Here is a 14,707-nt window from a genome sequence, read left to right as displayed (position 1 = left end):
CAAATAACCGTGATTAGCCTGATGAGGAGATAATCTGAGAGTCCGAACCAATGGTCTTTCAGTTATCGGCTGATCTCGCGACCAGTTGTGATAATCATAACGATTCTCATTTGTGAGTCAACAGTTGTTTTTGCCTGCTTTTGGTTTTTTCTCAAACATCTGTTCGAAACCCGCGTAGACCTTGGGTTTGCCGGCCATTTTAAATTTTCTGGCGCGCTGCAATCGCCTCCAGTTGCCGGTTCAATGCTTCCTTGCGCTCCGCAGGAATGTCGTTCCAGTGCACATCCATCAAGGCGCCTTCAATGGCGTACAACAAAACCTTGGAGGCCCGGAAGCCACGGGTCCTTACGGCTCGATACGCATCGACCGCCCCCAGGCGACGCAAGTCCGATGCACTGTGGATGCCCACCGCATGCAGCCATTGTGCTGATGTCTTGCCGAGGTTCTTCAGGTGTTGCAGCTCATCGTTCATCAAGCCTCCTTGCAACGGCCGAATGGTGCGGTGGGTATCGTGACCAGGCAAGCCTGAAAGGGAGTGTAGCGCTCAGTAGGAAAAGCGTGGTTCTTTGGTCCGAAACGGCCCAAAAGCTTATAAGAATGGCGCGGGGATTTTGACGGCGGGCAGGGTAAAGCGCCCGCTACGCATTGCGCGTAGTCGGGCCTTGGGCGGATGTATTACTTGGTGCGATAGCGCAGGCGGGTGCCGAAGTTGACCGACATAAGGATTTCGTCGGCGGTCAACTCAGGCGGGAAGTAGGTGCCCGAAATCTGTGCATGGGCCAGGCTGGCGCCCTCCAGCGAGCAGTGACGCAAATCCAGGCCGCGCAGATCGGCGGAGCGGAAGTACGCATCAGTGAAATCCACGTCATCCGCGTGCAGGTCGCGTAAGTCCAGCCCACGGAAGTCGCCACCGCGCATGTCGATGACGCCTTCTTTCGGGCGTTGATGATTGAAGCCTCGAATATCGTCTTTATGCAGGAGCGCGTAGAGCGGGGTATCAAGAAGCTTAGGCTGACTCATGAGGGCACCTCCTGTTGGATTTATGACGCCATTATAGTGCCACTATTGCTGGGGCGTGCGCCCAAGAAGACGACACGCCCAAGAAATTTTTCTTACAGACCAGGCAGGCGTTGACGAATTTGTGCAACCAACGCATCGAGGGTTCCGCTTTGGTTGGTCTCGACACATTTGCTCAGCAGCAGCTCTTCAGCGGTCAGCGGGTCACGGTTGGCCTGCTGTTCTTCAATAACGGCCAGCGTAGCGTCAGACGGATCATTTTTATCTGTCTGACGTTGTGCCAGCCAACTGGCGATAACAGCTGATGGCGCGTTGCAATCCAGGATCAGGAAGGGAGCGCCAGTGGCTTCGGCAACCTTGGCGGCTGCGTCGCGCTGCTCGCGCTTGAGGAAAGTGGCATCCAGCACCACCGGGAAACCGGCGCGTAGCACGGTGTCGGCGATTTCATTCAGGCGAGCGTAGGTCTTGGCGCTGGCATCTGTGGTGTAAATACCCGCCTGCGGGGTGTTTTCTACCTGCTGCTCGCCGAACAGGCGCTTGCGCTCCACGTCCGACCGCAAGCGTATGGCCCCCAGTGCTTCTACCAGGCGCATGGCGACGTGGCTTTTGCCCACTGCGGACACGCCGTGGGTAATCGCCAGGAAACGCGACGGAATGGTGCTGTAGCTTTCCGCCAGGTTGGCGTAGTTGCGGTATTGACGCAGGGTGGTGGCGCGCTGCACCGGGCTTGCCTCGCTCGGCATACTGAACAGCGACACCTTGGCGCGTACCAGTGCGCGGTAGGCTTTGTAGAAATTCAGCAGTTCAAGGCCCTGATAATCGCCGGTCAGCTCCAGGTATTGGCTGATGAAGCGGCGAGCGAGGGACTTGAGGCCGCGGTCTTCCAGGTCCATGGCCAGGAACGCGGTGTCGGCGTACACGTCGGTAAAACGGAACGGTTCGTTGAACTCGATGCAGTCGAAGATCACTACGTGGCCATCGATCAAGGTGGCGTTACCCAGGTGAATGTCACCGTGGCACTCGCGAGTGAAACCGTCGATTTTGCGCTGTGCCAGCAGGGGTCTAAGGCGTTCGAAGCTGCTTTCGGCCCAGGCTTGGAGCGCTTCCAGTTGGGCCAGGTCGGCTTTATCGCTGAGAAACGGGCGAATCTGATCGAAGTTCTGCCGAACCGGTGCCATCACTTCGTTCGCGGTACCGGCGGGGTGTTCCTGCGGGACCTTTGGTGCGGTGAGATGAAAGTGCGCAATTTGTTTGGCCATCTCATCGATGTGTACGCTGGTCAGCTCGCCGTTGGCCTGCAAAGTGCTGAGCAATTGGCTTTGCGGGAACTGACGCATCTTCAGTGCGTACTCGATCACCGGCCCTTCACCGCCCAATCGAGGTGCGTCGGCCGTACCGGTAATCGGCAGCACGTCCAGATACAAATCCTGGGTCAAGCGTTGGTTGAGGCGCAGTTCTTCGTTGCAAAAGTGGCCGCGTTTTTCCAGATCGGTGAAATCCAGAAAGCCGAAGTTCATCGGCTTCTTCAATTTATAAGCGTAAGGCCCCGTGAGCACTACCCACGAAATATGGGTTTCGATGACGTGGAACGCTTCAACCGGATGCGGGTATAAAGCCGGGTTTTGCAGGGCAGCGATCAGTGTTTGGCTCACGGGCGATCCTTCAGAGTCTGGGGGAAATCATGGCGGGCATTATGGCCGCTACGGGCGGTCGTGCAAACCGCTGTCGGGCTCATGTTGAACATCAATAAAGTGCGTATAATCCGCCGCCATGACTCGAACCCGATCTCCCCGTTCCCGTAAAAACCTCCTTCCAGTGGCCTGCGTCCGTGGCTCGGCTGGGCGCTCAAGCTCGGCCTTGTGGGCCTTGTGGTGCTCGCAGGCGTCGCGGTGTACCTCGACGCCGTGGTCCAGGAGAAGTTCTCCGGCAAGCGCTGGACCATTCCGGCCAAGGTGTACGCGCGCCCGCTGGAGCTGTTCACTGGCCAGAAGCTGAGCAAGGATGACTTCCTCACTGAGCTCGATGCCCTGGGCTACCGTCGTGAACCCGTGAGCAACGGGCCGGGCGCGGCGGCTGTCAGCGGTAATACGGTCGACCTGAATACCCGCGGCTTTCAATTCTATGAAGGCCTGGAAAAAGCCCAGCCGGTACGCGTGCGTTTTTCCGGTGACTATGTGGCGGAGCTGTCATCGCTCAACGGCTCTAAGCTACCGGTGGTGCGCCTCGAACCACTGATGATCGGTGGGATTTACCCGAAGAACCTTGAAGATCGCATCTTGATCAAGCTTGATCAGGTGCCGCCGTATCTGCTTGAAACCCTGGTTGCCGTCGAGGACCGCGACTTTTATAGCCACTGGGGCGTCTCGCCGAAGTCGATTGCCCGCGCGATCTGGATCAACACCTCCGGCGGCAAGATGACTCAGGGCGGCAGTACGCTGACCCAGCAGTTGGTCAAGAACTTCTACCTGACCAGCGAGCGCAGCCTGACCCGCAAACTCACCGAAGCCATGATGGCGATGCTGCTTGAGCTGCACTACAGCAAGCAGGAAATCCTCGAGGCGTACCTCAACGAGGTCTTCGTCGGCCAGGATGGCCAGCGTGCGGTACACGGTTTCGGTCTGGCCAGCCAGTTCTTCTTCGGTCAGCCGCTGTCCGAGCTGAAGTTGCATCAGGTCGCCTTGTTGGTGGGCATGGTCAAGGGCCCGTCCTACTACAACCCGCGCCGCAACCCTGAGCGTGCGTTGGAGCGTCGCAACCTGGTGCTTGATGTGTTGGAGCAGCAGGGTGTGGCCACCGCTGAGCAAGTTGCAGCAGCGAAGAAAATGCCATTGGGTGTGACCACTCGTGGCAAATTGGCGGACAGCTCTTTCCCCGGCTTCATCGATTTGGTTAAACGCCAGTTACGTGAAGATTACCGCGACGAAGACTTGACCGAAGAAGGCCTGCGGATCTTTACCAGTTTTGACCCGATCCTGCAGATGAAAGCGGAAGCGTCGGTCAACGACACCTTCAAGCGTCTGACGGGCCGTAAAGGTTCCGATGAAGTAGAAGCGGCGATGGTGGTGACCAACCCGGAAACGGGTGAAGTCCAGGCCATGATCGGCAGTCGCCAGGCCAGCTTTGCCGGCTTCAACCGTGCTCTGGATGCGGTGCGGCCGATCGGCTCGCTGGTCAAGCCGGCGGTCTACCTGACGGCGTTGGAAAAACCGAGCAAATACACCCTGACCAGTTGGCTGTCGGATGACCCATTGTCGGTCAAAGGCGGGGATGGCCAGGTGTGGACGCCGCAGAACTTCGATCGCCGCTCCCATGGCACCGTATTCCTGTACCAGGGGCTGGCGCATTCCTACAACATTTCCACTTCGCGCCTGGGCCTTGAAGTGGGCGTGCCGAATGTTCTCAAGACCCTGGCGCGACTGGGTATTACCCGTGAGTTCCCGGCCTTTCCGTCGATCCTGCTGGGTGCTGGCGCAATGACGCCGATGGAAGTCGCGACCATGTATCAGACCCTCGCCAACGGCGGTTTCAATACCCCTATGCGCGGGATTCGCAGTGTGCTGACCGCTGAAGGTGAGCCGCTCAAGCGCTACCCGTTCCAGATCCAGCAGCGTTTCGATGCGGGTTCGATCTACCTGATCCAGAACGCGATGCAGCGCGTGATGCGCGAAGGTACCGGCAGTTCTGTCTATAAAGTGCTGCCGTCCAACCTCACGTTGGCGGGCAAGACCGGTACCAGTAACGACTCACGTGACAGTTGGTTCGCCGGTTTTGGTCAGGACGTGCTGGCGGTGGTGTGGCTGGGTCGTGACGATAATGGCAAGACGCCGTTTACCGGTGCGACCGGTGCGCTGCAGGTCTGGACCAGTTTCATGCGCAAGGCCGACCCGCTGCCGTTAAACATGCCGCAGCCGGATAACATCGTGCAGGCCTGGATTGATCCGCACACAGGTCAAGGCTCCGATGCCAACTGCCCGGGCGCGGTGCAGATGCCGTATATTCGCGGCAGCGAACCACCTCCTGGAGCTGCGTGCGGTGGCGGTGCCCCCGCTGACGCGGAATCGGTGATGGACTGGGTCAAGGGCTGGATGAATTAAGCAAAGAGGGTTTCAAGTGAACAAGTGGTGTATTCCAGCGATTACAGTTCTGGCTTTGCTCGGCGGCTGTTCCAGCGTGCAGCGCGGCTCCATTCCCGTGGTGGACTCGAGCACGGCCGTTTCCAATAACGACCGCATCTCGGCCAATGGCGGTTTCCGCCAGACCGTGACCAACCGTCCGGCGCAAGCCAAGCCGCAGGCCATGCCTCAGGATTCGGGCGTTGTAGTGATGGTGCCGGGCGGCGGTGCTGCCACGTCGGCGCCGATCAGTGCGGAGCCGTGGACGCCAGGGCCAAGCACTTCCGGGCCGATCGACGCTGCGCCGATTCAGGCGGCGCCGGTCAACCAAGGCACCTACACGATGCCGTCGACGCCGAGTGGCATTCCTTCGTCTTCCAATGCGGGCGGCCTGTCGGCTGATGAGCAGTTGGATGGCCCGGTGCTGGCGCTGCTGACCACTGCGCAGCAACAACAGGCGGGGGGCGATTTGAACGGTGCGTCGTCCAGCCTTGAGCGCGCGCAACGCGTTGCGCCTCGCGAGCCGCAAGTGCTGTACCGCCTGGCACAGGTCCGCATGGCCCAGGGGGATGCGCCGCAAGCCGAGCAGTTCGCTCGTCGTGGGCTCTCGCTGGCCAATGGTCGTCCCGACCTGCAAGCCAGCCTGTGGGCTCTGATTGGTGATGCACGTGCTGCGCAAGGCGATGCCGCCGGCGCTGCGCAGGCCCGTCAAAAAGCCAAGGTCAACCTCTGATGGATGCACGGTTTCCCGCGATAGCCGAACAGTTATTGCTGATCGAGCGCGAGTTGCGCGTGCAGGGCTGGTGGGACGAAGTGTCCCCCAGTGCGCAGGCGCTCAGCAGCGTCGAGCCGTTTTCGGTGGACACACTGGATTTCCATCAGTGGCTGCAGTGGATCTTCCTGGCACGTATGAAGCAGATCCTCGAACAGGACCTGCCGTTGCCCAATGCCTCGGGCATCCTCGAAATGGCAGAGATGGTTTACGCCGATCGGCCACGCGAGAGCCTTGGATTGCGCAATGCGCTGAAAAAGTTCGATCAATTGATCGTCGACGCTCGTTAATTGCCTGACTGCCGGGTTTTTCGGCAGTCTTGCGCATATTTCTACCGCTTGACGACATTCAGGCGAGTTTTATCCCTCCTCAAAGGCCTTTCTTCTACGTTCTCATGCGCTTAGTTGGAAAAAAGCGCAATTATTGCTTGACTTGAAGGGCCTGAAACACAAGAATCCAAAGTCCGCTGTATCGGGACTGCCAGAAGCAGGCCCGCTCGGCAGATCATGAGGCGCACATCCGCGCCGACCTGTTACACCCGCAACGCGTTACCTCGCGCTGGGTGGGAAAAGCCCGCAACACTTGGGACGATCCCAATACTTGCTCAGTCAGTGCTGACGTAGTCGGCGACCACCGTCGCTCATGCTCTGTTGAGAAGTAAACCTATTAAGACCCGTCGGTTTTCAACGGACGGTATTCTGGCGTTTTAGAGGTGAACAACGTGGAGCTTTTATCTGGCGGTGAGATGCTCGTCCGCTTTTTGCGTGACGAAGGCGTCGACTATATCTACGGGTACCCAGGTGGTGCTCTGCTGCATGTTTACGACGCACTGTTCAAGGAGCCGGCTGTTACCCACATCCTGGTTCGCCACGAACAGGCCGCGACCCATATGGCTGACGGTTATGCCCGTGCCACCGGTAAAGCCGGTGTGGTACTGGTGACCTCTGGCCCAGGCGCAACCAATGCCATTACCGGCATCGCGACTGCGTATATGGACTCTATCCCGATGGTGATCATCTCTGGCCAGGTGCCTAGCACCATGGTCGGTACCGATGCATTCCAGGAAACCGACATGATCGGTATCTCCCGGCCGATCGTGAAACACAGCTTCATGATCAAGCATGCGTCGGAAATCCCGGAAGTCATGAAAAAGGCCTTCTACCTCGCTCAGTCCGGTCGTCCGGGTCCTGTAGTGGTCGATATCCCGAAAGACATGACCAACCCGGCTGAAAAATTCGAATACGTTTTCCCGAAGAAAGCCAAGCTGCGCTCCTACAGCCCGGCCGTGCGTGGGCACTCTGGGCAAATCCGCAAGGCAGCAGAAATGCTTCTGGCGGCCAAGCGCCCAGTGCTGTACTCGGGCGGTGGCGTGATTCTGGGCGGCGGTTCCGCACCGTTGACCGAACTGGCCAAGATGCTCAACCTGCCGGTCACGAATACCCTGATGGGCCTCGGCGCATTTCCAGGCACGGATCGTCAGTTTGTCGGCATGCTCGGCATGCACGGCAGCTACACCGCCAACCTGACCATGCACCACGCCGACGTGATCCTGGCGGTGGGCGCACGGTTTGATGACCGTGTGATCAACGGCGCGAGCAAGTTCTGCCCGAATGCCAAGATCATTCACATCGACATCGACCCGGCGTCCATTTCCAAGACCATCAAGGCCGACGTGCCGATCGTTGGGCCGGTGGAAAGCGTGTTGACAGAAATGGTCGCCGCGCTCAAGGACATCGGCGAGACGCCGAACAAGGAATCCGTTGCCAGTTGGTGGAAGCAGATCGATGAATGGCGCGGCGATCGCGGCTTGTTCCCTTACGACAAGGGCGACGGCAGCATCATCAAGCCACAAACCGTGATTGAGACCCTGTGCGAAGTGACCAAGGGCGATGCCTTTGTGACCTCCGACGTAGGCCAGCACCAAATGTTCGCCGCGCAGTATTACAAGTTCGACAAGCCCAACCGCTGGATCAACTCCGGTGGCCTGGGCACGATGGGCTTCGGTTTTCCCGCGGCCATGGGGGTGAAACTGAGCTTCCCGGATGCCGACGTTGCCTGCGTCACCGGCGAAGGCAGCATCCAGATGAACATCCAGGAGTTGTCGACGTGCCTGCAGTACGGCCTTCCGGTGAAGATCGTCTGCTTGAACAATGGCGTACTGGGCATGGTTCGTCAGTGGCAGGACATGAGCTACGGTAGCCGTCACTCCCATTCCTACATGGAATCGTTGCCGGATTTCATCAAGTTGGTTGAAGCCTATGGCCATGTCGGCATTCGCATCACTGATTTGAAAGATCTAAAGCCGAAGATGGAAGAAGCGTTCGCCATGAAAGACCGCCTGGTGTTCATCGATATTCAGGTGGATACCAGCGAGCACGTCTATCCGATGCAGATCAAAGACGGCTCTATGCGCGACATGTGGCTGAACAAGACGGAGCGTACTTAATCATGCGGCATATTATCTCCCTGCTTCTGGAGAACGAACCCGGCGCTCTGTCTCGTGTTGTCGGCCTGTTTTCGCAACGCAACTACAACATCGAAAGCCTCACCGTGGCCCCGACCGAAGACCCGACCCTGTCGCGCCTGACGTTGACCACCGTGGGTCATGATGAAGTGATCGAACAGATCACCAAGAACCTCAACAAGCTGATCGAAGTGGTCAAGCTGGTCGACCTGTCGGAAAGTGCCCACATCGAGCGCGAGCTGATGCTGGTTAAAGTCAAGGCCACGGGTGCTCAACGTGCCGAGATCAAGCGCACTACCGACATCTATCGCGGGCAGATCGTCGATGTGAGTGCCAGCGTTTATACCGTTCAACTGACCGGTACAAGCGACAAGCTGGACAGCTTCATCCAGTCGATCGGGACGGCCTCGATTCTGGAAACGGTACGCAGTGGTGTCACCGGGATTGCCCGTGGCGACAAAGTACTCAGCATCTAACCCAAATTAGTGAATGGCCTTACGGCCTGGATATATAGAGGAACCTCATGAAAGTTTATTACGATAAAGATTGTGACCTGTCGATCATCCAGGGCAAGAAAGTCGCCATCATCGGCTACGGCTCCCAAGGTCACGCGCAAGCCTGCAACCTGAAAGATTCCGGCGTTGACGTGACTGTTGGCCTGCGTAAAGGCTCGGCCACTGTTGCCAAGGCTGAAGCTCACGGCCTGAAAGTGACTGACGTTGCTTCCGCTGTTGCGGCTGCCGACCTGGTCATGATCCTGACTCCGGACGAGTTCCAGTCCTCGCTGTACAAAAACGAAATCGAGCCGAACATCAAGAAAGGCGCCACCCTGGCCTTTTCCCACGGCTTCGCGATTCACTACAACCAGGTTGTGCCGCGCGCTGACCTGGACGTGATCATGATCGCGCCAAAAGCGCCAGGTCACACCGTACGTTCCGAGTTCGTGAAAGGCGGCGGTATTCCAGACCTGATCGCTATCTACCAGGACGCCTCCGGCAACGCCAAGAACGTTGCGTTGTCCTACGCTGCCGGCGTGGGTGGCGGTCGTACCGGCATCATCGAAACTACCTTCAAGGACGAGACCGAAACCGACCTGTTCGGCGAGCAAGCCGTTCTGTGTGGCGGTACCGTTGAGCTGGTCAAAGCAGGTTTCGAAACCCTGGTTGAAGCTGGCTATGCGCCGGAAATGGCCTACTTCGAATGCCTGCACGAACTGAAGCTGATCGTTGACCTCATGTACGAAGGCGGTATCGCCAACATGAACTACTCGATCTCCAACAACGCCGAATACGGCGAGTACGTGACTGGCCCGGAAGTGATCAACGCCGAGTCCCGTCAGGCCATGCGCAACGCCCTGAAACGTATTCAGGACGGCGAGTACGCCAAAATGTTCATCAGCGAAGGCGCTACCGGCTACCCTTCGATGACCGCCAAGCGTCGTAACAACGCTGCTCACGGTATCGAAGTGATCGGCGAGCAACTACGCTCGATGATGCCGTGGATCGGTGCCAACAAGATCGTCGACAAAGCCAAAAACTAAGTCGAGCGCATCAAGAGAAAACGCGGCCTAGGCCGCGTTTTTTCGTTTGAGAGGCTGGTTCTGGTATAAAGCTGCATCGTTTGCGTGCGAACACTCGCCGCGAGTATTTGTCGAATTTTTTCACACCGTTGCAAGGTAAAGTCCATGAGCGAACGTCCCGAAGAGCCAAGCCAGGCTTCTGACGCCGAAAGCCTGCTGCCGATCGATGAGCATGTCGAAGAAGGGCATGACGCGGAAGGCCGCAAGGTCCGGCATCGTGGCATCTATCTTTTGCCCAACCTGTTCACCACGGCGAACCTGTTCGCCGGGTTCTATTCCATTATCAACTCCATGAGTGCTCAGAGCGCGCTGGCGGCGGGTGATGCTGCGAGTGCCAGCAAGTATTTCGGCTTTGCTGCCATTGCGATCTTTGTCGCCATGGTGCTCGACGGCCTGGATGGTCGCGTGGCGCGTATGACCAATACTCAAAGTGCCTTCGGTGCCGAGTACGACTCGCTCTCGGACATGGTTGCCTTTGGTGTCGCTCCGGCGCTTTTGGCATTCGCCTGGGCGCTGGGTGATATGGGCAAGGTGGGGTGGATGGTTGCCTTTATTTATGTCGCGGGCGCGGCGTTGCGTCTGGCACGCTTCAATACCCAGGTAGGAACTGCCGACAAGCGTTACTTCATCGGCCTGGCCAGTCCGGCGGCGGCGGGTGTAGTGGCGGGGATCGTCTGGGCGTTTAGTGACTATGGCATCCAGGGATCGAAAATGTCGTTCCTGGTGGCCTTGATGGTCGCTGCGGCCGGGATGTTGATGGTCAGTAACATCAAGTACAACAGCTTCAAGGAGCTGGACCTTAAGGGGCGCGTTCCCTTCGTGGCTATCCTGGTGGTCGTGCTGGCGTTCGCCGTGGTCTTCAGTGATCCGCCGCGTATCCTGCTGTTGGCATTTCTGGTTTATGCCGTCTCGGGGCCGATTCAGTACCTGCTGCATCTGCGTCGGGACAAAACGTTGCCTTAATGTAATTTCCCCCATACTCCGCAGTCTATTGGTGCATCAGTCCTCCAATGCTGCGGAGTTGCCATGTTAATCAAATTGTCTAAAGCGTCCGATTGTCATGAATCGGATGTCACGCCTGAATCTTTTTATCTCTCTCGCCGCAGCTTGCTCGGTGGTGCGTTGGCGGGTATTGCCGCCAGCAGCTTGCCGCGTTGGGCCAGTGCCGAGGATGCTGCGCGTTATGCCGACGTTGAACCGGGCAAAGCGCCTGATTGGTTTGCCGAGAAACTGCCGGCTACCAAATGGCAGGCAGTGACGGTTAAAGACGAAGCCATTACGCCATTCAAGGATGCCACCCACTACAACAACTTCTATGAGTTCGGCACAGATAAGGGCGACCCTGCGAACAATGCAGGCTCACTCAAGACCGAGCCCTGGAGCGTGGTGATTGATGGTGAGGTTGCAAAACCGGGGCGTTATGCCTTGGAAGACTTCATGAAACCCTATCAATTGGAAGAGCGGATCTATCGTTTGCGCTGTGTGGAAGCTTGGTCGATGGTCATTCCATGGATAGGCTTTCCAATCTCTGCCTTGCTCAAGCAGGTTGAGCCAACTTCCAAGGCCAAATACATTCGTTTCGAAACCCTTCAGGATCCCAAGAGCATGCCTGGGCAGCGTTCGAGTTTCGGCTTGATCGACTGGCCGTATGTAGAAGGGTTGCGTCTGGATGAAGCAATGAATCCCTTGGCGATTCTTGCTGTTGGTATGTATGGGCGGGAGCTGCCGAATCAGAACGGCGCGCCGTTGCGTCTGGTTGTGCCGTGGAAGTACGGTTTCAAGAGCGTGAAGTCAATCGTGCGGATCAGCTTGGTAAGCGAGCAGCCGAAAACCACCTGGCAGAGCATTGCGGCGGATGAGTATGGGTTTTATGCAAATGTGAACCCGACAGTCGATCATCCTCGTTGGACCCAAGCGCGCGAGCGTCGCTTGCCGAGTGGCCTGTTCAGTCCCAATGTGCGTGAAACGCAGATGTTCAATGGCTACTCAGAGGAGGTTGCTTCTCTTTATAGCGGTCTCGATCTCGCGGAAGAACTACTGATGCGTTACCCCATCTGGCGCATTGGCATCTTTATCGCTGCGGCGGTGTGGCCGTTGTTATGGCTATATCAAGCGTGGAGCTTTGCGCTGGGGCCGGATCCGGGCAAGGTATTGGTTGATCGACTCGGCTTGGGTACGTTGATCCTGTTGTTGGTTACCCTGGGTATGACGCCACTGCAGAAGCTCAGTGGTTGGGCGGGGTGGATTGCTGTGCGCCGCCAGCTTGGTTTGTGGTGCTTCGCTTATGTCGTGCTGCACCTGGCTGCCTATTGTGTGTTTGTCCTGGGCCTTGATTGGTCACAGTTGGGCGTGGAGTTACGTAAGCGGCCTTACATTATTGTCGGGGCGTTGGGCTTCTTGGCGTTGTTGGTGTTGGCGGTAACGTCCAATCGCTATAGCCAGCGTCGGCTGGGTAGCCGCTGGAAGAAATTGCATCGCCTTGTTTATGTGATTCTGGGGCTTGGCCTACTGCATATGTTGTGGATTGTGCGGGCTGATCTGAAGGAGTGGGCTATCTATGCTTCTATAGGTACGCTGCTCCTCGTATTACGGATTCCGCCCTTGATGCGTCGAATCCCTCGCCTTATTGCAAAAAAGCACCTTCTGCAACGAAAGTGTAATTAACGCTTGACCGCAGATTCTGGAAGCCTATAATTCTCCCCACTTCCGGCGCAGTCGAAACTGAAAACTCCTTGGTAAACAATGAGTTACGCAGTTTTCGACAGCAAGTTGCTTCAGTTTATCGAAGCCAAAAGGAAGTTGAAAAAAGAGGTGTTGACAGCAGCGTGTAACGCTGTAGAATTCGCCTCCCGCTGACGAGAGATCGGAAGCGCAAGTGGTTGAAGTTGTTGAAGAAATCTTCGAAAGCTTCTGAAAATAACCGCTTGACAGCAAATGAGGCTGCTGTAGAATGCGCGCCTCGGTTGAGACGAAAGCTCTTAACCAACCGCTCTTTAACAACTGAATCAAGCAATTCGTGTGGGTGCTTGTGGAGTCAGACTGATAGTCAACAAGATTATCAGCATCACAAGTTACTCCGCGAGAAATCAAAGATGTAACCAACGATTGCTGAGCCAAGTTTAGGGTTTCTTAAAAACCCAAAGATGTTTGAACTGAAGAGTTTGATCATGGCTCAGATTGAACGCTGGCGGCAGGCCTAACACATGCAAGTCGAGCGGTAGAGAGAAGCTTGCTTCTCTTGAGAGCGGCGGACGGGTGAGTAATGCCTAGGAATCTGCCTGGTAGTGGGGGATAACGTTCGGAAACGGACGCTAATACCGCATACGTCCTACGGGAGAAAGCAGGGGACCTTCGGGCCTTGCGCTATCAGATGAGCCTAGGTCGGATTAGCTAGTTGGTGAGGTAATGGCTCACCAAGGCGACGATCCGTAACTGGTCTGAGAGGATGATCAGTCACACTGGAACTGAGACACGGTCCAGACTCCTACGGGAGGCAGCAGTGGGGAATATTGGACAATGGGCGAAAGCCTGATCCAGCCATGCCGCGTGTGTGAAGAAGGTCTTCGGATTGTAAAGCACTTTAAGTTGGGAGGAAGGGCAGTTACCTAATACGTGATTGTTTTGACGTTACCGACAGAATAAGCACCGGCTAACTCTGTGCCAGCAGCCGCGGTAATACAGAGGGTGCAAGCGTTAATCGGAATTACTGGGCGTAAAGCGCGCGTAGGTGGTTTGTTAAGTTGGATGTGAAATCCCCGGGCTCAACCTGGGAACTGCATTCAAAACTGACTGACTAGAGTATGGTAGAGGGTGGTGGAATTTCCTGTGTAGCGGTGAAATGCGTAGATATAGGAAGGAACACCAGTGGCGAAGGCGACCACCTGGACTGATACTGACACTGAGGTGCGAAAGCGTGGGGAGCAAACAGGATTAGATACCCTGGTAGTCCACGCCGTAAACGATGTCAACTAGCCGTTGGGAGCCTTGAGCTCTTAGTGGCGCAGCTAACGCATTAAGTTGACCGCCTGGGGAGTACGGCCGCAAGGTTAAAACTCAAATGAATTGACGGGGGCCCGCACAAGCGGTGGAGCATGTGGTTTAATTCGAAGCAACGCGAAGAACCTTACCAGGCCTTGACATCCAATGAACTTTCTAGAGATAGATTGGTGCCTTCGGGAACATTGAGACAGGTGCTGCATGGCTGTCGTCAGCTCGTGTCGTGAGATGTTGGGTTAAGTCCCGTAACGAGCGCAACCCTTGTCCTTAGTTACCAGCACGTCATGGTGGGCACTCTAAGGAGACTGCCGGTGACAAACCGGAGGAAGGTGGGGATGACGTCAAGTCATCATGGCCCTTACGGCCTGGGCTACACACGTGCTACAATGGTCGGTACAGAGGGTTGCCAAGCCGCGAGGTGGAGCTAATCCCATAAAACCGATCGTAGTCCGGATCGCAGTCTGCAACTCGACTGCGTGAAGTCGGAATCGCTAGTAATCGCGAATCAGAATGTCGCGGTGAATACGTTCCCGGGCCTTGTACACACCGCCCGTCACACCATGGGAGTGGGTTGCACCAGAAGTAGCTAGTCTAACCTTCGGGAGGACGGTTACCACGGTGTGATTCATGACTGGGGTGAAGTCGTAACAAGGTAGCCGTAGGGGAACCTGCGGCTGGATCACCTCCTTAATCGACGACATCAGCTGCTCCATAAGTTCCCACACGAATTGCTTGATTCATTGAAGAAGACGATAAGAAGCAGCCCG

At 56.7% G+C, this 14,707-nt stretch carries 10 protein-coding genes, 1 rRNA gene and 2 pseudogenes; 10 read left to right on the top strand and 3 right to left on the bottom strand.

The genetic code is table 11. From position 1 onward, the window contains the following. Window positions 1-199: 199 nt before the first annotated feature. From AB4O25_RS14260 to AB4O25_RS14250, 3 genes are all read right to left on the bottom strand, one after another. Window positions 200-472: a TfoX/Sxy family protein gene (locus AB4O25_RS14260; protein WP_017528768.1), complete on the bottom strand. Its 273-nt coding sequence runs from the start codon at window positions 470-472 to the stop codon at window positions 200-202. 203 nt (window positions 473-675) lie between these two features. Beyond that, entirely contained in the window at window positions 676-1,020 is a 345-nt protein-coding gene (locus AB4O25_RS14255) for a pentapeptide repeat-containing protein (RefSeq protein ID WP_017528767.1), read from the bottom strand. A 92-nt stretch (window positions 1,021-1,112) separates the two neighbouring features. Next, window positions 1,113-2,669 carry a bifunctional aminoglycoside phosphotransferase/ATP-binding protein gene (locus AB4O25_RS14250; RefSeq protein ID WP_135196738.1) on the bottom strand — a complete coding sequence of 519 codons (1,557 nt, stop codon included), beginning with the start codon at window positions 2,667-2,669 and terminating at the stop codon, window positions 1,113-1,115. A 118-nt stretch (window positions 2,670-2,787) separates the two neighbouring features. Here AB4O25_RS14250 and mrcB point away from each other — a divergent pair. The 10 genes and pseudogenes from mrcB to AB4O25_RS14200 all read left to right on the top strand — a co-directional run bounded on the left by mrcB (window position 2,788) and on the right by AB4O25_RS14200 (window position 14,630). Next, window positions 2,788-5,111: pseudogene (mrcB, locus tag AB4O25_RS14245) on the top strand (penicillin-binding protein 1B). Between the two features lie 16 nt (window positions 5,112-5,127). Further along, a complete protein-coding gene (locus AB4O25_RS14240) occupies window positions 5,128-5,862 on the top strand; it encodes a tetratricopeptide repeat protein (protein ID WP_017528764.1) in 735 nt (244 codons plus the stop codon). After that, window positions 5,862-6,191, top strand: coding sequence for a YqcC family protein (locus tag AB4O25_RS14235; protein WP_017528763.1), 330 nt, complete (start codon window positions 5,862-5,864; stop codon window positions 6,189-6,191). The genes AB4O25_RS14240 and AB4O25_RS14235 overlap by 1 nt, the downstream gene beginning before the upstream one ends. A 431-nt stretch (window positions 6,192-6,622) precedes the next feature. Beyond that, window positions 6,623-8,347, top strand: coding sequence for an acetolactate synthase 3 large subunit (locus tag AB4O25_RS14230; protein WP_026067331.1), 1,725 nt, complete (start codon window positions 6,623-6,625; stop codon window positions 8,345-8,347). Window positions 8,348-8,349: 2 nt separating this feature from the next. Further along, window positions 8,350-8,841, top strand: a complete 492-nt coding sequence (gene ilvN / locus AB4O25_RS14225; protein ID WP_003176102.1) for an acetolactate synthase small subunit — start codon at window positions 8,350-8,352, stop codon at window positions 8,839-8,841. Between the two features lie 47 nt (window positions 8,842-8,888). Next, window positions 8,889-9,905, top strand: coding sequence for a ketol-acid reductoisomerase (gene ilvC, locus AB4O25_RS14220; protein WP_003194132.1), 1,017 nt, complete (start codon window positions 8,889-8,891; stop codon window positions 9,903-9,905). A gap of 144 nt (window positions 9,906-10,049) precedes the next feature. After that, window positions 10,050-10,907: a CDP-diacylglycerol--serine O-phosphatidyltransferase gene (gene pssA, locus AB4O25_RS14215; RefSeq protein WP_065876800.1), complete on the top strand. Its 858-nt coding sequence runs from the start codon at window positions 10,050-10,052 to the stop codon at window positions 10,905-10,907. A 63-nt stretch (window positions 10,908-10,970) separates the two neighbouring features. Beyond that, a pseudogene (gene msrP, locus AB4O25_RS14210) lies at window positions 10,971-11,985 on the top strand (protein-methionine-sulfoxide reductase catalytic subunit MsrP). Continuing rightward, a complete protein-coding gene (gene msrQ / locus AB4O25_RS14205; RefSeq protein WP_460149681.1) occupies window positions 11,985-12,608 on the top strand; it encodes a protein-methionine-sulfoxide reductase heme-binding subunit MsrQ in 624 nt (207 codons plus the stop codon). Before msrP ends, msrQ begins: the two are co-directional and overlap by 1 nt. 485 nt (window positions 12,609-13,093) lie before the next feature. Beyond that, window positions 13,094-14,630 (top strand): 16S ribosomal RNA (locus tag AB4O25_RS14200). Window positions 14,631-14,707 lie beyond the last annotated feature (77 nt).

The sequence above is a fragment of the Pseudomonas sp. S3_A03 genome (assembly GCF_054668275.1).
This window is presented reverse-complemented; position numbering and strand designations above follow the sequence as displayed.